This is a genomic window from Pseudorhodobacter antarcticus (genome assembly GCF_900110135.1).
In the GTDB taxonomy this organism is placed as follows: Bacteria; Pseudomonadota; Alphaproteobacteria; order Rhodobacterales; family Rhodobacteraceae; genus Pseudorhodobacter; species Pseudorhodobacter antarcticus.
In genome coordinates this window covers 84,766-106,369 of the sequence record NZ_FOCO01000010.1, presented here as the reverse complement: position 1 = coordinate 106,369, position 21,604 = coordinate 84,766, and the positions used below count along the sequence as shown (strand labels likewise).

Sequence of the window (21,604 nt, the reverse complement as noted above, 5' to 3'; positions counted from 1 at the left end):
AATTGCGCAAAATCTCTGGCAAGTCGAACGTGGCAGCAGCCATCCGCTATGCGCTTGGCCGTATACCAAAGGCAGGGGCATATCTCGACGACGGCAAGCTGGAGCTGGACAACAATATATGTGAGCGCTCAATCAGACCGGTGACCCTCGGGCGCAAGAATTATCTGTTCATGGGGTCAAAGGGCGGTGGTGACGCTGCCGCCATTGCATATACGCTTATCGAAACCTGTCGCATGAATAAGGTCGATCCTGAAGCGTGGCTTCGTTGGGTTCTGGCCCGCATCGCTGATCACAAAATGAACCGCCTTGATGACCTCATACCATGGAACTGGCCGGCTCAATAAGTCAACGCCAGTCACACCAGACGGATACAGACGAACCGAACTTCGCGGCATTTGTCACGACATGCTTTCAGCGTTTAGTAGCCGCAATAATGATCTCTGCGGATACTGGGCGATTGGTCAGTTCATAAACTGGGTTGAGGACAGTGGAGGGAATGCGCTGAATATTCCCCTAATATGTGAAAAAATACGAAGATCTTGCCTCAATTTTCAGAGGTGTCTGAGCGCTTCGCCAGAATGCTTTACAACTTGATGGCGGGCCACAAGATGCAACCCGATTGGGTTTTGAATGCTCATTTTTCTATTGAGCTGATCGCATCAAATCAGGCGCGGTGTTCGATCGTCATGGTTTCCGACCTTGGGCGATCATTTGAGGCAAGATGCAACCTGTTGGTGCGGTGGCATAACCCATGTCGCGAGATCAAGAGAGCTGCATGACCCTGCCAAAAACCACCGTTTCTGGCCCCCCCCGCCCCTAAACCCTAACCACCCGTTTCCCAAAACTCCGCCCCTCCAGCAGGCCGTAAAGCCCGTCGGGCGCGTTTTCCAACCCGTCAATCACCTCTTCGGTATACTGCATCTGGCCCGCCTCCAGCCACCCGGTCATATCGCGCACAAATTCGGCATACAGGCTGCGCGCGAAGCTGTCGAAAATGATGAACCCCTGCACTTTCACCTTCATCCGCAAGATGGTGCCCATAATCGCAGGGCCCATATCGGGACCATCCGGCAGGCCGGGCAAGTTGTACCACGACGCCACCCCGCACACGGGCATCCGCGCAAAGGCGTTCAGCAAGGGCAGCACGGCATACAGCACCTTGCCGCCCACGTTTTCAAAATAAACATCAATCCCCGCCGGGCAGGCGGCGCGCAACTGATCGACAAAATCGGGCGCAGTGTGGTCGATGCAGGCGTCAAACCCCAAAACCTCCACCACATGTTTGCATTTGGCGCCCCCCCCCGCGATGCCTACCGCGCGCGCGCCTTTCAGCTTGGCAATCTGCCCCACCGTCGCCCCCACAGGGCCGGATGCGGCGGCAACCACGACCGTTTCCCCCACTTTCGGCGCGCCGATCTTCAACAATCCGGCATAGGCGGTATAGCCGGGCATCCCCATAACCCCCAGTGACCACGAGGCGCGCGCGGGCGCTGGCCCCAGGTTCAACACCTCCACCCCGTCCGACAGCGCGTAATCTTGCCAACCGCTGCCCGCCAACACATGATCGCCCGGCGCAAAAGCATCCAAGTTTGACACCATCACCTCCGCCACCACTTGCCCTGTCATCACGCCCCCAATAGCCACCGGCGTGGCATAGGATTTGGCATCATTCATCCGCCCCCGCATATAGGGGTCCAGCGACAAAAACACCGTGCGCAGCAGCATTTGGCCGGGGCCGGGGCTGGGAATGGCGGTCGTGTCCATCCGCAAGGTGTTTGCATCCGGCGCACCCTTGGGGCGCTGCGCCAAAACGATTTGACGGTTGGTTTGGGTGTTTTGGGGCATGGTATCCTCCGTTCAATTATGGTTGGTTCCTAACAGGGCGGGCTTGTTTTTGCTAGGGTTGCGCCTGCCACGATTGGGAAAGGATTGCGGATGGATCTGTCATTGGTGAACACGCGCGGGCTGGTGCTGCTGGGCTGCGGCAAAATGGGGTCTGCGATGCTGGAAGGGTGGCTGGCGCAAGGTGTCGCACCTGCCTCCGTCTGGGTCAACGATCCGCATCCCAGCGCGTGGCTGCAAGGCACCGGGGTGCAGTTGAACACCACCTTGCCGCCAAATCCCGCGATTGTGCTGGTCGCGGTGAAACCGCAAATGATGGCCGATGCCCTGCCCACATTGGCAGCCCTTGGCAATGGCACCACGCTGTTTGTATCCGTCGCCGCAGGCACCACAATTGCACATTATGAACGGGTTTTGGGCGCACAAACGCCCATCATCCGCGCCATGCCCAACACCCCCGCCGCCGTATCGCGCGGTATTACGGCAATTTGTGGCAACGCGGTCGCCACCCCCGCACATCTGGATTTGGCGCAGGCGCTTTTGCAGGCAGTCGGCCAAGTCGTGCGGCTGGAGGGGGAGCATCAGATCGACGCGGTCACCGGCCTCTCCGGCTCCGGCCCCGCCTATGTGTTCCATATGATCGAGGCGATGGCAGCAGCGGGTGTCGCCGTGGGCCTTGCCCCCGATCTTGCGATGCAACTGGCCCGCGCAACCGTTTGCGGTGCAGGCGAATTGGCGCATCAATCGCCCGACACGGCGGAACAATTGCGCGTCAATGTCACCTCACCAAATGGCACAACGGCGGCGGGGCTGGCCGTGCTGATGGCCATCTTGCCCGACCTTATGGCGCGCACCGTACAGGCCGCCACCGACCGGGGACGGGAGCTGGGAAAATGATCACCTATGATGATTTTGAACGCGTTGATATTCGCGTGGGCACCATCACCCGCGCCGAACCTTTCCCCGAGGCGCGCAAACCCGCGATTAAACTTTGGGTCGATTTCGGCGGCGATATTGGCGAAAAAAGGTCCTCCGCGCAACTGACCGCGCATTACACCCCCGAAGGGTTGGTGGGCCGCCAAGTGCTGGCTGTAGTCAATTTCCCGCCGCGCCAAATTGGCAAAGTCATGTCCGAGGTGCTGGTTTTGGGCATGCCCGATGCCGCAGGCGAAGTGGTGTTGATCGGCCCCGGCCATGCAGTCCCCAACGGAGGAAAATTGTTTTGAAACCCGAAATCCTGATAACCCGCCCGCTGCCCGGCAAAGTTATTGCCGAAGCGATTGCGCATTTTTCGCTGACCATCCGCGAAGATACCACACCAATGACGCCGCAAGACTGCGCAGACAGCCTGCACCGCTATGATGCCGTGCTGCCCACCTTGGGCGACTTTTATACCGCGGATATATTTGAAAAAAACCCAGCTCAGCGCTGCCGCTTGCTGGCAAATTTCGGCGTCGGCTACAACCATATTGACGTGGCCGCGGCCAAAACGGCAGGTGTTATCGTCACCAACACCCCCGGCGCTGTGACCGATGCCACCGCCGATATCGCATTGACCCTGATGTTGATGATCGCGCGCCGCGCAGGCGAAGGCGAACGGATGGTGCGCGCGGGTGCGTGGCGGGGTTGGCACCCAACGCAGCTGTTGGGCACGCATATGTCGGGCAAAACCCTTGGCATCATCGGGATGGGGCGCATCGGCAAAGCGATTGCCAAACGCTGCCATCATGGCTTTGGCATGGATGTGCGGTTTTACAACCGATCGCCCGTCGCCGCCCCCGGTGTTCCCGCCGCGCAGGTGGATTTGCACGCAGCACTGGGTGCTGATTTCGTGGTCATTGCCGTGCCCGGCGGCCCCGCCACACGCCACTTGATTGATGCAGATGCGCTTGCCCATATGCAGCCATCGGCGTTCCTGATCAACATCGCACGCGGCGATATTGTGCGCGAATCCGCGTTGATCGACGCCTTGAACAGGGGCACCATCGCAGGCGCGGGCTTGGACGTGTATGAACATGAACCCAAGGTCGCCCCGGCTTTGCTGACAATGGAAAACGTCACCTTGCTGCCCCATCTGGGCACCGCCGCGCTGGAGGTGCGCGAGGCGATGGGCCTGATGGCCGTCGATAATCTGCGGGCATTTTTTGACGGCAAACCTTTGCCCAATCAGGTCTGACCTATGATTATCTCGCGCGGGCGGGGGTATATCTTTGTGCATATCCCCAAAACCGGGGGCACAGCATTGACGCAGGCGCTGGAATTCCGCGCGATGAAGGATGATATTTTGATCGGTGACACCCCCAAAGCGCGGGCGCGCAAAGGGCGGCTGGCAGGGTTAGGGGCCAAAGGGCGGCTGTGGAAACACTCCACCTTGGCCGATATTGACGGGGTGATCAGCGGCGCAGACCTTGCGCAGATGTTTACCGTCACGCTGGTCCGCAACCCGTGGGACCGTGCTGTCAGCTATTACCACTGGCTGCGGGCACAACGGTTCGACCATCCGGCGGTTGCTTTGGCGCAAACGCTGGATTTCAGCGCGTTTTTGCACCATCCCCAAACCCAAATGGCGTACCGCAACTGGCCCGCCCGCGCCTATATGCGCGATGCGGGTGGTGTGGAACGCTGCAACCTGTACCTGCGCTTGGAACATCTGGACGCCGATATCGCCCCGTTTGCAGCGCATCTGGGCTTTGCCTTAACCCCCCTTGCTCGGGCCAACGCATCGAACCGCGCGCGCGACTGGCGGGGGTATTACACCGATGCTGATGCCGCCATAATCGCCGATTGCTGCGGCCCCGATATCGCACAATTCGGCTATGGGTTCGATGATGCGGCGCACGGGGAAACCCACGCGCCGCCGTAAATCACGCCGCTTTTCGGTGCGGCGCAAAGCGGGTGTAAAACCCATCGCCCTTGGCCGCCATATCGCGCAGCAAGGCAGGGGTTTTGAACCGCTCACCAAACCGCGCGGTCAGATCATCGCAAATCGCCACGGCCCGCGCCGCCCCGATCATATCCAGCCATGACAAGGGCCCGCCCGACCACGGCGCAAAGCCCCAGCCCAAAATCGCACCCACATCGCCTTCGCGAATGTCCATCAACACCCCGTCTTCCAGCGCGCGCACCGCCTCCAGCACTTGCGCCATCAACAGGCGGTGCTGCACATCGCCCAATTCCGGCTGCACATCCGCCACCGGATAGGCAGCCTCCAAGCCATCCCACAGGCCCAACCGCTTGCCCTTTTCGTCATAGGCATAAAAGCCAGCATTGGCTTTTTTGCCCAGCCGCCCTTGATCGGACATCGCAAACAGCACCACATCCACGGCGCCATCCGGGTACGCATCCCCCATCGCCAACCGCGTTGCCTTGGCAATTTTCACGCCCAAATCAATGGAGGTTTCATCGACCAATTGCAGCGGCCCCAACGGCATCCCGACCAGTTTTGCGGCGTTTTCCACCAGCACCGGTTCCACCCCTTCGGCAACCATGCGGATCCCTTCGTTGATATAGGGAATGATGCAGCGGTTGGCGTAAAAGAAGCGGGCATCATTCACCACAATCGGCGTTTTGCGAATTTGGCGCACGAAATCAAGCGCTTTGGCCACCGCACGGTCGCCCGTTTCGCGACCACGAATAATTTCCACCAACAGCATTTTATCAACGGGGGAAAAGAAATGAATACCGATAAACTGCGCGGCCCGCTGGGAGGCTTTGGCCAAATCGCTGATCGGCAGTGTCGATGTGTTGGTCGCAAAAATGCAATCGGGGCCCACCACCGCTTCCACCTTGGCGGTCACATCGGCCTTCACCTTCATATCCTCAAACACCGCCTCCACCACCAAATCACAGCCTGCCAACGCGGCATAATCGGTCGTGGCGGTGATGCGGGCCAACACTTCGGCCTTCTGATCCTCGGTCACTTTGCGGCGCGAAATGCCCTTGTCCAAAATCCCTGCGGAATAGGATTTTCCACGGTCAGCAGCGTCCTGCTGCGCGTCGATCAGCACCACCTCAATCCCCGCATTTGCGGCGACATAGGCGATGCCAGCCCCCATCATGCCCGCACCAATCACGCCCAGCTTTTGCACCGATTGGTCCGGCACTGCAGGCCGCACAGCGCCTTTTTCCAACGCCTCTTTGTTAATGAACAGGCTGCGGATCATCGCGGATGATGATGGGTTCATCAAAACGGAGGTAAACCACCGCGCCTCAATCTTTAACGCCACATCAAACGGCACCAACGCCCCTTCATACACGGCAGAAAGCAACGCCTTGGCGGCCGGATAGACCCCCATCGTTTTGCCATGCACCATCGCAGATGCGCCGACAAAGGTCAGAAACCCAGCGGGGTGATAGGGCGCGCCACCGGGCATTTTATAGCCTTTTGCATCCCAGGGTTTCACCAAATCGGCAGATGCTGCCGCCAAAACCCACTCCTTGGCGCGGGCCAACAAATCCTCAGGGGCCACCACCTCATCAATCAACCCGGCTGCTTTTGCCGCTTTGGGGTCGCTCAATTTCCCTTCCAGCAAAAATGGGGCGGCCATCATCGCGCCCATCTTGCGCACCAGTCGCGTGGTCCCACCCGCACCCGGAAAAATACCGACCATAATCTCGGGCAAACCGATTTTGGCGCGCGGATTGTCCGCCGCAATGATGCGGTGACAGGCCAGCGGAATTTCCAACCCAATCCCCAGCGCGGTGCCGGGCAATGCTGCCACAATCGGCTTGCCGCCTTTCAGGGTTTTGGGGTCCATGCCTGCGCGCTCAATCTTGCGCAAAATGGCATGCATCCCCATCACGCCGTCAAAAATCCCCTGCGCGCCGCCCGCGTCCCGCATCGCGGCGATCACGTTCAAATCCATCCCGCCGGCAAAATCCTTTTTCGCGGATGTAATGATGATCCCCTTCACCCCCGCATCGGCCAGCGCGCGGTCCACCATCCCCTCCAGCGTCAAAAACGCCTCTTGCGACATGACGTTCATGGATTTTCCGGCGGTGTCCCATGTCAGGGTCGCCACACCATCCGCATCAACAGCATACTTAAAATCGGTCATTGGTCAGGTCCTTTGATCTGTGAAGGGCTGGGGTGCAGCAAAAGCGGCCAGCGAGAACTGACCAGCGCATTGGTGATCGACACAGCGCACCAAACGCTTTCGCTGCGCCGCAACGTGATTTGGGATGTGAACGGGTCCAGCAACCGCTGCCCGCCCGACAGCAAATGCGTGATATAACTGCCGGTGATCAAATCATCGTCGATCTGCTTGGCGGTTTGAACCAGCCGGATGTAATCGGTGACGCGTTGCACCTGCAACGTTTGGCGAAACCCATCATAGGTCGCGCGCAAATCCGCCTCAGTGGTCAAGGCGATGTTGCCGTTGTGGGTGACCAGATGAAACGGCAGCGTCATGGCCGCAAGGTAGCGCGGCCAATCATCGTGCATAACCGCATCTGCCACCTTATCCAGATAGGCTTGTAAGATGGCTTCAGCGGCTTGCATCGGCGGCTCCCTCCGGTTTCGGGTGCTGTGGCATGGCTACACCCGCTCAATAATCGTGGCGGCCCCCATACCGGATGCGATGCACAAGGTTGCAAGGCCCATCTGTTTGTCTTGGCGTTCCAATTCATCCAACAGCGTGCCGATAATGATCGCGCCCGTGGCCCCCAGCGGATGCCCCATCGCAATCGATCCGCCATTGACGTTCACGCGCGCTGGGTCAACGTTGAACGCTTGTTGAAACCGCAACACGACCGATGCAAACGCCTCATTCACCTCAAACAGATCAATATCGCCAATCGTCAGGCCGTGATCGGCCAAAATTTTATGCGTCACAGGCACCGGGCCTGTCAGCATGATCGTGGGGTCGGTGCCAATTTTGGCCGTGGCCCGAATACGGGCGCGGGGCCTCAACCCATGCTTGATGCCGAATTCCTTGTTACCAATCAACACGGCGGCGGCCCCATCGACGATGCCCGATGAATTGCCCGCATGGTGAATATGGTCAATCTGCGCCAAATGCGGGTATTTCATCATGGCGATTTTATCAAAACCGGGCATCACCTCGCCCATATCCTTGAACGCGGGTTTTAACCCGCCAAGGGTCTGCATATTTGTGCCGGGGCGCATGTATTCATCGCGGTCCAAAATGGTCAGCCCGTTTTGGTCGGTGACAGCAACGATGGACCCGTCAAACCGCCCTTCTGCCCAGGCCTGCGCCGCGCGCCGCTGGCTTTCCACCGCCAACGCATCGGCCATGTCGCGGGTAAACCCGTATTCCGTGGCGATAATATCGGCCGAAATCCCCTGCGGCACGAAATAGGTTTTCATGGTCAGGGTCGGGTCCACGGCAATCGCGGCGCCGTCACTGCCCATCGCCACACGGCCCATCATTTCCACCCCGCCCGCGATATAGGCCATGCCCGCCCCGCCGCGCACTTGGTTGGCGGCCAAATTCACCGCCTCCATCCCTGACGCACAAAAGCGGTTGATGGCCAAACCGGGGATGGATTGGTCAAGATTCGACGCCAAAACGGCAGACCGCGCCAAACAGCCGCCCTGCTCGCCCACTTGGGTCACATTGCCCCAAATAACATCCTCCACCGCGTGACCTTGCAACCCGTTGCGCACAGCGACCGCATTCAGCATCTTGGCCGACAGCGCGACCGATGTCAGCTCGTGCAACGCGCCATCCGCGCGGCCCTTGCCACGCGGCGAACGAATGGCGTCATAGATATAGGCGTCGGTCATCGTGATCTCCTTCAGGCGCGGTCGGATGGATTGCCGGGCATCATGTCATAGGGCGCTTGCCAGCCGGGCAGGGTGGCGATCTGGTCTAGCCAGCGGTCGATATGGGGCCAATCCTTGCGATCAAACCCAAACGGTTCGGGGTAATAAAGGTAGCCCGCACAGGACAAATCCGCGATGGTCACTTGGTCCCCAACCATCCAATTGGCCCCCGCAAGATGATCGTTCAGCGTGGTATAAGACCCCTTCAATCGCGCAAGATTGAACGCAATCACCGCTTCAGGCCGCTTGTCCGCAGGCAGGAAATTCATCAAAAACCGAGTCTGCCCGACCAATGTCGACAGCTTGTGATTGTCCCAAAACAACCAGCGCAACACCTCGCGCCGTTCCGCAGCTGACCGCCCGCCCATCTTGCCGGTTTTTGAACTGATGTAATCCAAGATAACCCCAGATTGCGTCAACGTGGTGTCGCCATCAATCAACACAGGCACCTCGCCCATCTCATTGAGCGCCCGAAATTCGGGGGTGCGCGCACCGCCGTTGAAAAAGTCCACGTAAACAGGCTGCCAGTCCATATCGGCCAAAGTCAGCGCCAAAGCGGCCTTGTAGGCATTGCCACTTTCGCCAAAGCAATAAAGTTGCGCGGTCATCAAATGCGTCTCCTGTTGACGGACAGAGCGGGGGTTTCACACCCCCGCACCCCCGTGAGGTATTTTGACCAAGACGAATAAGGTTTTATTAACCTTGGTTAGATAGGCTCGTATACGCGGTACAGGCTGAGGAGCCGATGACCGTCCAAGGCGAAATTGCCCCGGTTTCGGTTGCGGCTCCCCTTTTTAGGTTCGCCAATGCCCTGAACTGGGGCAACTCGGTTACAGTTTCGGCTTGGTAAAAATACCTAATCCTGTGTTTCCCCCCAGTATGTCTCAGCTTTTGCGCGCGTCCAGAGCGGCGTTGAACAAGCGCAAGCGGTGGGTCAGGTTATCCTCATTTATGACGGACTCAAAGTTTTCGAACAAAAACGACAGCGCCTCCCCCTCATCCAGCCCCGCCTCGGACGCGAACTTTTTCAGTTTGCGATACCCATCTTCCGTCATTGCGACAGGAAAGCGGCGGGTCAGGCGAAACCGTTTGGGCATGAATATCCTCCGTTGGCGCATGGGGTAGGGTGGGTTTTAACCCACCGCTACCTTATCTTAGAACGCATCCGCCGCCAGCGCCATCACCGGTGCCGCCCCAGTTTCGATCCGCGCCAAATGCAGACCGGTCGCGGGCAGCTGTCGTGCCATGTAATACTGCCCTGTCGCAATTTTGGTGTTCAAGAAACCGGCATCGCCCGTTCCCGCATCTAAGCCCGCATAGGCCTCTTTGGCAATCCGCGCCCACATCAGGCCAAGGCAAACATGCCCCATCATGTGCAAAAAGTCGGTTGAGCCGGCCAGCGCGTTGTTGGGGTTTTTCACCCCGTTTTGCATGAAATACATCGCCGCCGCCTGCACATCCTTTGACGCTGCTTTCAACGGGTCGGTGAACGGTGTCATCCGCGCATCCTCTTGGTTTTCCTTGATGAACCCTTTGATCATCTCAAAAAACGCCATCACATGCTTGCCGCCGTCTTGCGCCAGTTTGCGCCCCACAAGGTCCAGCGCCTGCACCCCGTTCGCGCCTTCATAAATCTGGGCAATCCGGGCATCACGGACAAACTGGCTCATGCCGTTTTCCTCAATATATCCGTGGCCGCCCCAAACCTGTTGCGCTTGCACGGCCATTTCAAACCCTTTGTCGGTCAAAAAGCCTTTGATCACCGGGGTCAGCAGTGAGATTAACCCCTCGGCATCCGCATCCCCCGCCCGCACCGAACGGTCGATCAGATGCGCGCCCCAGAACGTAAACGCCCGCGCCCCTTCGACAAAACTTTTTTGGTCCATCAGGCTGCGGCGAATATCGGGATGCACGATCAGCGGGTCGGCGGGGCCGGTTGGGTTTTTCGCCCCCGTCACATCGCGCCCCTGCAACCGGTCGCGCGCATAAACCACTGCGTTTTGATACGCCGCTTCGGCCACCGCATAGCCTTGCAGGCCCACACCCAGCCGCGCCTCGTTCATCATGGTAAACATGGCCTTCATGCCCTTGTGCAAATCACCCAGCAGCCAGCCCTTTGCCCCGTCATAATTCATCACGCAGGTCGCGTTGCCGTGAATACCCATCTTGCGTTCAATCGACCCGACGGCCACGCCATTGCGCGCGCCCAAAGCGCCATCATCCCCCACCAAAAACTTGGGCACAATGAACAGGCTCACGCCCCGCGTGCCTTCACCGCCGCCGGGGGCCTTGGCCAACACCAGATGGATGATGTTTTCCGCCAAATCATGCTCACCCGCCGAAATGAAAATCTTTTGTCCGGTGATCAGGTAACTGCCATCGTCTTGCGGCTCTGCTTTGGTGCGCATCAACCCCAAATCGGTACCGCAATGCGGTTCCGTCAGGTTCATTGTGCCGGTCCAGTCACACGACACCATTTTGGGCAAATACATCGCCTTTTGCGCATCCGTGCCATGGGTATGGATCGCGGAATAGGCGCCATGCGTCAGGCCTTGATACATGTTGAACGCCATATTGGCGGCCACAAAAATCTCACCCACGGCGGTGCCCATGACATAGGGCAGGCCTTGGCCACCATAGGCAGGGTCGCAATCCAGCGCGGTCCAGCCGCCGTCCTTCATCGCCTTGAACGCGGCATCAAACCCTTTGGGGGTGCGCACCACGCCGTTTTCCAAAACGCAGCCCTCGGCATCGCCCGACGCGTTCAAAGGGGCCAACACATCACGCGCCACTTTGCCCGCTTCTTCCAGCACGGCGCTGGTGAAATCGGCCTCCAGATCCTCATACCCCGGCACGCCACTTTCGCTGACGTGCAGCACATCTTGCAGCAGGAACTGAATATCTTGGACGGGGGCGTTATAAATGGGCATCGGTTTCTCCCTTGAATTGCAGTGGTATCAGGCGGCGGATTTCGCCCCGTCTGGCGTCGCATAAGCGTCAAATTGCGGGGCGGCGGCGCTAAGTTCAGATTTCAACTCCGCAATCGCCTCAATCATCTCATCGCGCTGTTGTTCCATCTGGGCCAAACGGGTTTGGGCCAGCGTATAGGTGCGCACAAACTGGCTGCGCTCTGACCCTTCAAGGTCGTACATGTCCAGCAGTTGCCGAATATCCTCCAGGCTGAAACCAAAGCGTTTGCCGCGCAAAATCAACGCCAATCGCACACGGTCGCGGCGATTGAACAGCCGCTTGGTGCCGTCGCGCTGCGGAAAAATCAGCTCTTTCGCCTCATAAAATCGCAAGGTGCGCGGCGTAACATCATAAGCGTCACACATTTGGCGAATGGTCATCTGGTCATCACTGGTCATCATATCTCTCATCATTGCGGGGCGGGGATCGGCCCCTGTCGCAACGTCACATGGAGGTGTTGATATCAGCTTACCAGATCAATTGACGTGCGCGTCACTGTAACGTGGCGTCAAATTTTGGGTGACGTAATGTTAGGCAAGAAATGACCCGCGCGGGGTTACACTTCTTTCAAGGCCGTGTCGCGCAATGCGCGCAGATCGGCGATGGTCAAATCCAATTCGCTGCGCTGTTTTTCCAATTCCGCCAACTGCCTATCCGCCAACGCCTGCCATGCGGCAAGCTGCGGTTTGGTCCCATCCTTGCGGTAAATCAGCAGCCATTGCCGAATTTCCTCCAGGCTGAACCCAAAGCGGCGGCCCCGCAAAATCAGGGTCATGCGCGCCACTTCACGCGGGCCATACCAGCGCGCGCGGCCATCCTTTTCAGGTTCCAGCAACTCGATATATTCGTAATATCGCAGCGTGCGCGGGGTCACATCAAACTTCGCGCACATTTCCTTAAAACTCAGCCGGGCGTCGGTCATCGCAAGTATCCCCTTTGCGCAAAGGTTAGGCCGATGCGCCCCGCGTTGCAATCACTTGCCGCCATGACGCAAGGGCTTGCGCCGCGCGCCGTGATGGGGAACATGAGGGGCAGCAAAAGGTGGCTTATGACAGACAGCACAAAAATCATCCGCCAGTTCATTTCGGCACTGCCCCATTCGGTCGCATTGGGCATGGAATTGGACGCGCTGCAAGATGGGGTTGCCGTGGTGTCGATGCCTTATGACGCCCGGTTTATCGGCGACCCGGCCACGGGCGTTATCCACGGCGGCGCAGTATCTGCGCTGATGGACACGGCATCGGGCGCGGCGGTGATGTGCCACCCCAGCCAGCCCGCATCCACCGCCACGCTGGATTTGCGCATTGATTACATGCGCCCCGCCACCCCCGGCCAACGCATCACCGCGCGGGCGGAATGTTACCACGTCACCCGGTCGGTTGCCTTCGTGCGCGTCACCACCACCGATGCCGACACCGCGCGCCCCGTCGCCACCGCCTCTGGGGCCTTTTCCATCGAGCCGTCAAAAGGGGCAAAGCCATGACCCCCCGCGCGCGCCCCGAACCCGTCCAAGTCATCAAACAACGCCGCGACGCCGCCCTCGCGCGGTTGGTGGGGGGCGTGCCCTACATCAAATTTCTGGGCATCCAGTTTGATCGCCGTGGTGACGAACTCACCGCCATTCTGCCCTTTGATGACAAACTGATCGGCAACCCCATGCTGCCCGCCATCCACGGGGGCGTCACCGCCGCGTTCCTAGAGGTGGCGGCGATCATCAACCTAAGCTGGTCCATGCTGTGGGAGGAGATGGAAGAAGGTCGCCTTGACCCGGCAGAGGGGGCGGGCCTTATCGCCCTGCCCAAAACCATCGACTTTTCCGTGGATTACCTGCGCTCCGGCCTGCCGCGCGATGCTTACGCCCGCGCGCGCATCAACCGCTCCGGGCGGCGCTACGCAAGCGTACATGTTGAGGCGTGGCAAGACAATCGCAGCCGCCTGTTTGCCCAAGCAACCGGGCATTTCTTGATGCCCAGCCGCGATGATGATGCGGGGGGCGCTGGCTGACAGCGATGCAACCCATCACCCATGCCCGCGTCATGCGCGTGGCTGTGCCCATCGTTCTGGCCAATGTCACCGTGCCGCTGCTGGGGGCGGTCGATACGGCGGTGGTGGGCCAAATGGGCCTGCCCGCCCCGATCGGCGCTGTGGGCATCGGCGCGATCATTCTGGCCTCCGTCTACTGGATTTTCGGCTTTTTGCGCATGGGCACCACCGGCCTTACGGCACAAGCCGTTGGCGCGAATAACCCGGCCGAGGTGACGGCGATCTTGCTGCGCGCTTTGTTGATCGGGGCGGCAGCAGGCGTGTTTTTCATCCTTGTGCAAATTCCCTTGTTTGCAGGCGCATTATGGCTGTCACCGGGCAGCGAGGCGGTGGAAACCCTTGCGCAATCCTATCTGCACATCCGCATCTGGGGCGCCCCCGCCACCATCGCGCTGTATGCTGTCACCGGCTGGTTGATCGCAACGGAACGCACCCGCGCGGTGCTTATCCTGCAGCTGTGGATCAACGGCGTGAACATCACACTGGATTTGTGGTTCGTGCTGGGCCTAGGTTGGGGCGTCCAAGGCGTGGCAATCGCCACTCTCATCGCGGAATGGACCGGGCTTGCTTATGGCCTTTGGCTGTGTCGCAGTGCCTTTGGCGCGGCGCTGGCCCCCGGTCTGGCCCGGTTGCGCGATGCCGCCGCCCTGCGCCATATGGCGGTGGTCAACGGCGATATCATGATCCGGTCCATCCTGTTGCAAATCAGCTTTACCAGCTTTTTGTTTCTGGGCGCGGGGCAGGGCGATGTCACGCTGGCCGCCAACCAAGTCCTGATGCAATTTCTCACCATCGCCGCCTTTTTCCTCGACGGTTTCGCCTTTGCCGCCGAGGCGTTGGTGGGCCAAGCGGTCGGCGCACGCTCCGTCACCGCCACCCGCCGCGCCTCCATCGTTAGCACGCAATGGGGGGCGGGCGCGGTCGCTTGCTTGTCGCTCGTCTACCTCGCCGCCGGCCCCGCGCTGATTGATCTGATGACCACCGCCCCCCAAGTCCGCCTTATGGCCCGCGAATTCCTGCCGTGGCTGGTCGCCGCCCCCATCATCGGCGTCTGGGCATGGATGCTGGATGGTATCTTTATCGGGGCCACCCTGGCCCGCGTGATGCGCCAAACCATGCTGCTCTCGGTCATCGCTTATGGCATCGCGCTGCTGGTTTTGGTCCCGCTGTGGGGCAATCACGGGCTGTGGGCGGCGCTGATGGTTTTGAACATCACACGCGGCATTTCAATGGGCCTGAAATGGCAGTTGGTAGAGGGTAAGGCCCGCGGCGCTTAGCGCCGCAATACCCCTAAACGGCTTGGCGCTTAGCGCCGCAATACCCCTAAACGGCTTGGCGCTTAGCGCCGCAATACCCCTAAACGGCTTGGCGCTTAGCGCCGCAACAACCCAAACCCCGCCGATGCGCCCCAACCCGCCGCAACCGCCAAAACCAACGACAACAGCCCATAAATCAACGGCTGCGCATGCGCGAGGTTATAGATCCAGCGCTCCAACCCATCCTTGTTCACCGTGATCAATTCCTCATGGCTGTCCACAACTTGCCCGTCGCGGGTGATGAACAAACGCACCTTATACGCCCCTTCGGTCAAGTTGGCGGGCAGGGCCACGTCTGCGCGAAACAAGGTGGATTCGGCTAACGTCACGCTGCCCTCAGCCAGCGAATAATCGCCCGCTTCCCCCTCCAACCGAATCAACGCCTCTAGGAAAACGGGCGCATCCTCGGCCTCAGCGGCAATGCCCACAGCGCGAATGGCGCTGGGAATCGTCACTTGGTGGCGCAAATCCTCAGTCGCCGACAGCGCTTGTTCCAACGGCACCGATGATGCGATGGCGTAAAAACTGGGGGCCGCACTGATCGACACGGCCTGCGTGTTCATCCAAATCCCAAATTGGCGTTCCTTGCGCCGCACGGTCACGGGCCGCGACGGGCCTTGCACCGTCACCACCACCTCCAACGGCGCGCCTTGCGGGATCGGGGCATCGCGTTTCACAGCGCCATAGATCAAAATCTCGGACCCGGTGAAATTTGTGGTGATCGCGACCAAATTCTGGCTCAACCCCGCGACAATCGTCTCGCCGCCCGCAACAGGCACCTCCTGCGCTTGCACAGGCATCCCCAACGCAAACAGGAACATCAGCGCGCGCACTGTCATGGCAACCGCCCCGGCGCAATGGAATACAGCTCATCCGGGGTCAACAGCAGGCCAAGGGCGATGCGCAAACACACCCCCAACACCATCAGCGCCAGCAAAATCCGCAACTGTTCGGCGCGCAGCATCAACCCAATGCGCGACCCGATCTGCGCGCCAATCACTCCACCAATAATCAACACCAGCGCCAACACCATATCCACCGTTTGGCTGGTCACGGCATGCATCACGGTGGTGAAGGCGGTCACAAAAATAATCTGAAACAGCGATGTGCCCACCACAACCTTGGTCGGCATCCCCAGCAAATAAATCATCACAGGCACCATGATGAACCCGCCACCCACGCCCATAATCGCCGATAAAAACCCAACGCCCGCCCCCGCCAGCATCGGCGGGATAACGGAAATATACAGGCCAGACGCGCGAAATTTCATTTTCAACGGCAGTTTATGCACCGAATAATGCACATGCGACCGCCGGATTGGCCCCCCGGGTTTGCGCGCGCGCAACAACGCCCCAAGGCTTTCCTTGAACATCATCGCGCCAACAATGCCCAAAAACAAAACATAGCACAGCTGCACAAACAAATCGATTTGCCCCAGCGTGGTCAGCCAAGAAAACACCCAAATCCCGCCCGCAGACCCCAGCAAACCGCCAATCAGTAGCACCATCCCCATGCGAAAATCGACCGCCTTGCGCTTTAACTGCGCCAGCACGCCGGACACCGACGACGCGACCACCAAATTGGCCCCGGTCGCCACCGCCACCGCAGGCGGGATGCCCATGAAAAACAGCAAGGGCGTGATGATAAACCCACCGCCCACGCCAAACATCCCCGACATCACACCCACAATCCCGCCCAGCCCCAACAGGGCAAAGGCGTTGACCGAAAGTTCAGCAATGGGAAGGTAAAGCTGCATAAAAAAGGGCGATCTGCGCGGAACGTGCAATAAGGACAGGCAACGCCGCAATGGCGCAGGGCGAAGGACGGGACCGATTGCCCCAAGGATTGCGCGCCTTGCGCGGTGAAGTCAAACCCCCATAGGCGCGCGCTGCACACGCTTTGCCACATAGGTTACAATTTCGCCCGCAAACTTGGGGTGTTACCGCTCTTTCACATAAGGCTGGCCACCCGCGCGCGGCGGCACCGCCTTGCCAATAAACCCGGCCAAAATCACCACGGTCAGCACATAGGGCAGCGCTTGCATGAACTGCGAAGGCAGCACAAACAGGCCCAGATCAATGTTGGGAAAGCGGTTGCCCACCGCCTCCAAAAACCCGAACAGCATCGTGGCCCCCAACGCATACCACGGCCGCCATTTGGCGAAAATCAACGCGGCCAGCGCAATATATCCGCGCCCCGCCGTCATTTCCTTACCAAACCCTGCCGCCAGCCCCAACGCCAAATACGCCCCCGCCAGCCCGCACAACACCCCGCAAATTGCCACGGCGGCAAAGCGGATACCGTTCACCGACACCCCCGCCGTATCTACCGCCGCCGGGTTTTCCCCCACCGCGCGAAGTCGCAACCCAAACCGCGTGCGGTACAAAATCCACGCACTGGCAGGCACGCACGCAATCGCCAAATAGACCAGCGCGGAATGGCCCGAAATCAATTCTGCATAGATCGGGCCAATAAACGGCACCGGCGCCAGCGCATCGGCAAAGGGCAGGGTGATTGGCCCAAACCGCGCATCTCCGGTCAGCGGCGGCGTCCGCCCTCCCAGCCCAAACCACGTCTGCCCCAACAAAACCGTCAACCCAGACGCCAAAAAATTAATCGCCACCCCCGAAATCAACTGGTTGCCCCGGAACGTGATCGACGCTAACCCATGGATCCCCGACAGCATCAACGACGCGAAAATCCCCGCCCCCACGCCCAGCCAAACCGACCCCGTCACCGCCGCCGCCGCCGCCGATAAAAATGCGGCCGCCAGCATTTTGCCTTCCAGCCCGATGTCGAAAATCCCGGCGCGTTCGGAAAACAACCCAGCCAAACAGGCAAACAACAACGGCGTGGCCAGCCGCACCGTGCTGTCCAAAATCTGGATCAGGGTGGCGAAATCCATCAGGTTTTCCCCTTTTGCAGCATCACAAACACCCGTTCCACCGGGCGGCGCACCATGTCATCCAGCGCGCCTGTGAACAAAATCACCAGCGCTTGAATAACCACAATCAATTCGCGCGGAATTTTCGTCCACAGCGCCAGTTCCGCGCCACCTTGGTACAAAAACCCAAACAAAATTGCGGCCAACAGCACGCCCACCGGGTGGCTGCGCCCCATCAAGGCCACCGCGATGCCAATAAACCCCGCCCCCTCGACCGAGTTCAAGATCAACCGCTGCCCTTCGCCCATCACCGTGTTCACGGCCATCATCCCCGCCAATCCGCCCGACAGCAGCATGGCATACATGGTGATGCGCACCGGGTTTATCCCTGCGTAAACACTGGCTTTTTCCGACTTGCCAAAGGCGCGCAACTGATACCCCAACCGCGTGCGCCACATCAAAATCCACACGCCCACGCAGGCCACCAGCGCAATCACCAAACTGATATTCGCCGGATTGCGGTTGTTAAACGGTATCCCAACCAGCGCCAAAACATCATGCAGGCTGGGCAGGTGCATCACCTCATCAAACCGCGCGCTGGAACTGTCCATCGACCCCGTGGGCCGCAGAACATTCACCAAAACATAAACCAACACCGCGGATGCGATGAAGTTGAACATGATCGTGGTGATCACAATATGGCTGCCGCGTTTGGCCTGCAAATACGCGGGAATCGCCGCCCAGGCCGCCCCAAACACCGCCGCCGCAACCACCGCCCCCATCAACGCCAGCGACCAATGCGGCCAGGGAATGTACAAACAACACAGCGCAACCCCCAGCCCGCCAATGCTCGCTTGCCCCTCACCGCCAATATTGAACAATCCCGCTTGAAACGCGATCGACACTGCCAACCCGGTAAAGATAAAATTGGTCGCATAATACAGCGTATAGCCCCAGCCATAGGTGGACCCCAGCGCGCCCGAAACCATCAGCTTCATCGCCGCAATCGGGTCTTCACCAATCGCAAAAATCACAAGGCCGGAAATTACAAACGCAATCAGCAGGCTGATCAAAGGCACCAAAACCGCATCGGCCCATTTCGGCATCGCAGTCATTCGGCAACCCCCGCCATCAACAATCCCAATTCGCGTTCATTCGTGGTGGCGGGGTCACGTTCCCCCATAATCTGCCCGTCAAACATCACGGCAATCCGGTCCGACAGGCTCATAATCTCGTCCAATTCCACGGACACCAACAGCACCGCCTTGCCCGTATCGCGCAACGCCACGATCTGTTTGTGGATAAATTCAATCGCGCCAATATCCACACCGCGCGTCGGCTGCCCCACCAGCAACAAATCCGGATTGCGGTCCATTTCCCGCGCCACCACAATCTTTTGCTGGTTGCCGCCCGAAAAACTTTTGGCCGCCAATGTGGGAATGGGCGGGCGCACATCGTAGCGTTCCATCTTGGACACGGTATCGGCGCGAATGGCGTCATTGTTCATTAAAATCAGGCCATGCTGATATTCCGGCGCGTGATGGTATCCAAACGCCACATTCTCCCACGCCGTAAAATCCATAATTAGGCCCAGATGTTGGCGGTCCTCGGGCACATGCGCAATGCCGCGCGCCCGTCTGCTTTGCCCGTCCGCACTGGCTGTCAGCGCAATTTCCACCCCGTTCAGGCGCACGGTTCCCGTACCGCGCGCAATGCCCGCCAGCGCCTCCAGCAATTCCGACTGGCCATTACCGGCAACGCCTGCAATGCCCAAAATCTCGCCCGCGCGAATGGTCAGGCTAATGCCTTTCAGCCGCTCCACCCCCGCCTCATCGCGCACGCGCAGGTTTTCCACCTCCAGCACCATCGCACCGGGGGCTGCCGCCTGTTTTTCCACCGCCAGCAACACCTTGCGGCCCACCATCAACTCGGCCAATTCCTCAGGCGATGTGTCGCGCGTTTTCACCGTCGCCGTCATCTGCCCGCGCCGCATCACGGATACGGTATCCGTAATTTCCATAATCTCGCGCAGCTTGTGGGTGATCAAGATCACCGTTTTGCCCTGATCGCGCAAGCCGTTCAAAATGCGAAACAATTGGTCGGCTTCGGCAGGGGTCAAAACCCCCGTCGGCTCGTCCAAGATCAAAATATCGGCCTGCCGGTACAGCGCTTTCAAAATCTCCACGCGCTGCTGGTGGCCGACCGACAGGTCCTCCACCACCGCATCGGGGTCCACGTCCAATTCATAATCGCGGGCCAGTGCGGCCAATGTCTCGCGCGCTTTGGCCATTGCCTTGCGCAGCATGGCGCCGCCTTCGGCCCCCAAAATCACGTTTTCCAGCACCGTAAAATTCTGCACCAGTTTGAAATGCTGGAACACCATGCCAATGCCCGCCCGAATGGCGCTTTGGCTGTCGGGAATAGGGGTCAAACGGCCTGCGATATAAATCTCGCCCGCGTCCGCCTTGTAAAACCCGTAAAGGATCGACATCAACGTCGACTTGCCCGCGCCATTTTCCCCGATAATCCCGTGGATCGACCCTTTGGCAACTTTGATCGAAATATCCTTGTTGGCCTGCACCGAACCAAACGATTTCGAAATCCCGCGCAGCTCAATCGCCAGCGGCAAATCGGTTGGGGCGGCAGTTTCCTGCCGCCCCGTATGTCCCGTATCCGTCATTTAGAACGTCAACGCCGGACAGGTTTCGTCAGACATATAGTCGTGAACCACGGTCGTGCCCGCGATGATCGCCGCCGATGCCGCCTCAACCGCTGCTTTCATCTCATCCGAAACCAGTGCTGCGTTGTTGTCATCCATCGCATAGCCCACGCCACCTGCGGCAAGGTCCATAACATTGACGCCAGCGGTCATTTCCGTACCTTCGGTGAAGGCTGCGTAAACAGCGTTATCCACACGCTTCAGCATGGATGTCAAAACGGTGCCGGGCTGCAAATGGTTTTGGTTGCTGTCAACACCAACCGCCAAAATCCCTTCATCAGCCGCCGCTTGCAACACGCCCAAACCAGTGCCGCCCGCTGCCGCATAAATCACGTCAGCGCCTTGGCTTTTCTGCGCTTTGGCCAATTCGCCACCCTTTACCGGGTCATTCCATGCGGCAGGCGTTGTGCCTGTCATGTTGGCAATCACGGTCGCATCCGGGTTCGCCGCTTTCACGCCTTGGGCATAACCGCAAGCGAATTTACGGATCAACGGAATGTCCATGCCGCCGATAAACCCAACAGTGTTGGTTTTGGATGCCATCGCGGCCATCATGCCCACCAAAAACGACCCCTGCTCCTCGGTGAAGACCACCGATTTCACGTTGGGCTGGTCCACCACCATGTCGATGATCGCAAATTTGGTGTCTGGAAAATCTGGGGCAACCTGCGCCAACACATCACCAAACGCGAAACCGGTCATCACAACCGGGTTCGCGCCCGATTCTGCCAAACGGCGTAACGCCTGCTCGCGCTGGGCTTCGGACTGCATTTCCAGCTCTTTATACGTCCCGCCAGTTTCTTTGGCCCAACGCTGCGCCCCCTCATAGGCGGCCTCGTTAAACGATTTGTCAAACTTGCCGCCAAGGTCGAAAATCAGCGCAGGCTCGGCCGCGGCCATGCCAGCGGTCAGCGCAATCGTGGCCGTCGCCGCAGTCAGGTGTTTCATCAGGCTCATGTGTATCGTCTCCCGGTTATATTTTTGCCACCTTACAGAATCCCCCTTTGGGGGCGGTGGGTCCTGCCCAAATTTGGGCGGGATTG

Annotated in this window: 23 protein-coding genes; 8 read left to right on the top strand and 15 right to left on the bottom strand. The window is 59.3% G+C overall.

The features are described from left to right. On the top strand, window positions 1-344 hold a 344-nt coding region (locus BMY36_RS07425; RefSeq protein ID WP_139193965.1), incomplete at its 5' end, for a transposase domain-containing protein. Between the two features lie 472 nt (window positions 345-816). Here BMY36_RS07425 and BMY36_RS07420 read toward each other — a convergent pair. Continuing rightward, window positions 817-1,845 (bottom strand): NADPH-dependent curcumin/dihydrocurcumin reductase, encoded by a 1,029-nt coding sequence (locus tag BMY36_RS07420; protein WP_050520536.1) that lies wholly within the window; start codon window positions 1,843-1,845, stop codon window positions 817-819. A gap of 90 nt (window positions 1,846-1,935) precedes the next feature. Here BMY36_RS07420 and proC point away from each other — a divergent pair, with 90 nt between their 5' ends. From proC to BMY36_RS07400, 4 genes are read left to right on the top strand one after another with little or no spacing between them, the layout of a single operon-like run. After that, window positions 1,936-2,739 (top strand): pyrroline-5-carboxylate reductase, encoded by an 804-nt coding sequence (proC, locus tag BMY36_RS07415; protein WP_050520535.1) that lies wholly within the window; start codon window positions 1,936-1,938, stop codon window positions 2,737-2,739. Then, complete coding sequence (locus tag BMY36_RS07410; protein WP_050520534.1) at window positions 2,736-3,068, top strand: tRNA-binding protein; 333 nt, start codon at window positions 2,736-2,738, stop codon at window positions 3,066-3,068. The genes proC and BMY36_RS07410 overlap by 4 nt, the downstream gene beginning before the upstream one ends. Beyond that, window positions 3,065-4,018 carry a 2-hydroxyacid dehydrogenase gene (locus BMY36_RS07405; protein WP_050520533.1) on the top strand — a complete coding sequence of 318 codons (954 nt, stop codon included), beginning with the start codon at window positions 3,065-3,067 and terminating at the stop codon, window positions 4,016-4,018. The genes BMY36_RS07410 and BMY36_RS07405 overlap by 4 nt, the downstream gene beginning before the upstream one ends. 3 nt (window positions 4,019-4,021) lie before the next feature. Beyond that, the gene (locus BMY36_RS07400; RefSeq protein ID WP_050520532.1) at window positions 4,022-4,705 is read left to right on the top strand and encodes a sulfotransferase family 2 domain-containing protein; all 684 of its coding nucleotides are present in this window, start codon (window positions 4,022-4,024) and stop codon (window positions 4,703-4,705) included. Between the two features lies 1 nt (window position 4,706). Here the strand turns inward: BMY36_RS07400 and BMY36_RS07395 are convergent, their stop codons facing one another. The 8 genes from BMY36_RS07395 to BMY36_RS07360 form a co-directional block, all read right to left on the bottom strand. Beyond that, window positions 4,707-6,899 (bottom strand): FAD-dependent oxidoreductase, encoded by a 2,193-nt coding sequence (locus tag BMY36_RS07395; protein ID WP_050520531.1) that lies wholly within the window; start codon window positions 6,897-6,899, stop codon window positions 4,707-4,709. Then, entirely contained in the window at window positions 6,896-7,342 is a 447-nt protein-coding gene (locus BMY36_RS07390) for a hypothetical protein (protein WP_050520530.1), read from the bottom strand. The genes BMY36_RS07395 and BMY36_RS07390 overlap by 4 nt, the downstream gene beginning before the upstream one ends. A gap of 36 nt (window positions 7,343-7,378) precedes the next feature. Continuing rightward, window positions 7,379-8,590: an acetyl-CoA C-acetyltransferase gene (locus tag BMY36_RS07385; RefSeq protein ID WP_050520529.1), complete on the bottom strand. Its 1,212-nt coding sequence runs from the start codon at window positions 8,588-8,590 to the stop codon at window positions 7,379-7,381. Window positions 8,591-8,601: 11 nt separating this feature from the next. Next, window positions 8,602-9,237 carry a glutathione S-transferase family protein gene (locus BMY36_RS07380; RefSeq protein WP_050520528.1) on the bottom strand — a complete coding sequence of 212 codons (636 nt, stop codon included), beginning with the start codon at window positions 9,235-9,237 and terminating at the stop codon, window positions 8,602-8,604. Window positions 9,238-9,513: 276 nt separating this feature from the next. Next, window positions 9,514-9,726, bottom strand: coding sequence for a hypothetical protein (locus tag BMY36_RS07375; protein WP_050520527.1), 213 nt, complete (start codon window positions 9,724-9,726; stop codon window positions 9,514-9,516). A 57-nt stretch (window positions 9,727-9,783) separates the two neighbouring features. After that, window positions 9,784-11,559 carry an acyl-CoA dehydrogenase C-terminal domain-containing protein gene (locus tag BMY36_RS07370; RefSeq protein WP_050520526.1) on the bottom strand — a complete coding sequence of 592 codons (1,776 nt, stop codon included), beginning with the start codon at window positions 11,557-11,559 and terminating at the stop codon, window positions 9,784-9,786. 27 nt (window positions 11,560-11,586) lie between these two features. Further along, window positions 11,587-11,997: a MerR family transcriptional regulator gene (locus tag BMY36_RS07365; RefSeq protein ID WP_050520543.1), complete on the bottom strand. Its 411-nt coding sequence runs from the start codon at window positions 11,995-11,997 to the stop codon at window positions 11,587-11,589. Between the two features lie 158 nt (window positions 11,998-12,155). After that, window positions 12,156-12,521 (bottom strand): MerR family transcriptional regulator, encoded by a 366-nt coding sequence (locus BMY36_RS07360; RefSeq protein WP_050520525.1) that lies wholly within the window; start codon window positions 12,519-12,521, stop codon window positions 12,156-12,158. A 126-nt stretch (window positions 12,522-12,647) separates the two neighbouring features. On the opposite strand from BMY36_RS07360, the gene BMY36_RS07355 reads away from it, so the two are divergent. Genes BMY36_RS07355 through BMY36_RS07345 form a run of 3 tightly spaced genes read left to right on the top strand, consistent with a single transcriptional unit; the run spans window position 12,648 to window position 14,919 of the window. After that, on the top strand, window positions 12,648-13,082 hold the full coding sequence (locus tag BMY36_RS07355; protein WP_050520542.1) for a PaaI family thioesterase: 435 nt from the start codon (window positions 12,648-12,650) through the stop codon (window positions 13,080-13,082). After that, window positions 13,079-13,603, top strand: a complete 525-nt coding sequence (locus BMY36_RS07350) for a PaaI family thioesterase (protein WP_050520524.1) — start codon at window positions 13,079-13,081, stop codon at window positions 13,601-13,603. The genes BMY36_RS07355 and BMY36_RS07350 overlap by 4 nt, the downstream gene beginning before the upstream one ends. 5 nt (window positions 13,604-13,608) lie before the next feature. Beyond that, complete coding sequence (locus BMY36_RS07345) at window positions 13,609-14,919, top strand: MATE family efflux transporter (protein WP_050520523.1); 1,311 nt, start codon at window positions 13,609-13,611, stop codon at window positions 14,917-14,919. Between the two features lie 95 nt (window positions 14,920-15,014). On the opposite strand, the gene BMY36_RS07340 is transcribed toward BMY36_RS07345, so the two are convergent. The 6 genes from BMY36_RS07340 to BMY36_RS07315 all read right to left on the bottom strand — a co-directional run bounded on the left by BMY36_RS07340 (window position 15,015) and on the right by BMY36_RS07315 (window position 21,518). Further along, on the bottom strand, window positions 15,015-15,797 hold the full coding sequence (locus tag BMY36_RS07340; RefSeq protein ID WP_082224898.1) for a TIGR02186 family protein: 783 nt from the start codon (window positions 15,795-15,797) through the stop codon (window positions 15,015-15,017). Then, window positions 15,794-16,714, bottom strand: a complete 921-nt coding sequence (locus tag BMY36_RS07335; protein ID WP_050520522.1) for a sulfite exporter TauE/SafE family protein — start codon at window positions 16,712-16,714, stop codon at window positions 15,794-15,796. Before BMY36_RS07335 ends, BMY36_RS07340 begins: the two co-directional genes overlap by 4 nt. Window positions 16,715-16,897: 183 nt before the next feature. After that, a complete protein-coding gene (locus tag BMY36_RS07330) occupies window positions 16,898-17,863 on the bottom strand; it encodes an ABC transporter permease (protein ID WP_050520521.1) in 966 nt (321 codons plus the stop codon). Continuing rightward, on the bottom strand, window positions 17,863-18,957 hold the full coding sequence (locus BMY36_RS07325) for an ABC transporter permease (protein WP_050520520.1): 1,095 nt from the start codon (window positions 18,955-18,957) through the stop codon (window positions 17,863-17,865). Before BMY36_RS07325 ends, BMY36_RS07330 begins: the two co-directional genes overlap by 1 nt. Next, complete coding sequence (locus BMY36_RS07320; RefSeq protein ID WP_050520519.1) at window positions 18,954-20,522, bottom strand: ABC transporter ATP-binding protein; 1,569 nt, start codon at window positions 20,520-20,522, stop codon at window positions 18,954-18,956. Before BMY36_RS07320 ends, BMY36_RS07325 begins: the two co-directional genes overlap by 4 nt. Beyond that, window positions 20,523-21,518 carry a BMP family lipoprotein gene (locus tag BMY36_RS07315; protein WP_050520518.1) on the bottom strand — a complete coding sequence of 332 codons (996 nt, stop codon included), beginning with the start codon at window positions 21,516-21,518 and terminating at the stop codon, window positions 20,523-20,525. Window positions 21,519-21,604 lie beyond the last annotated feature (86 nt).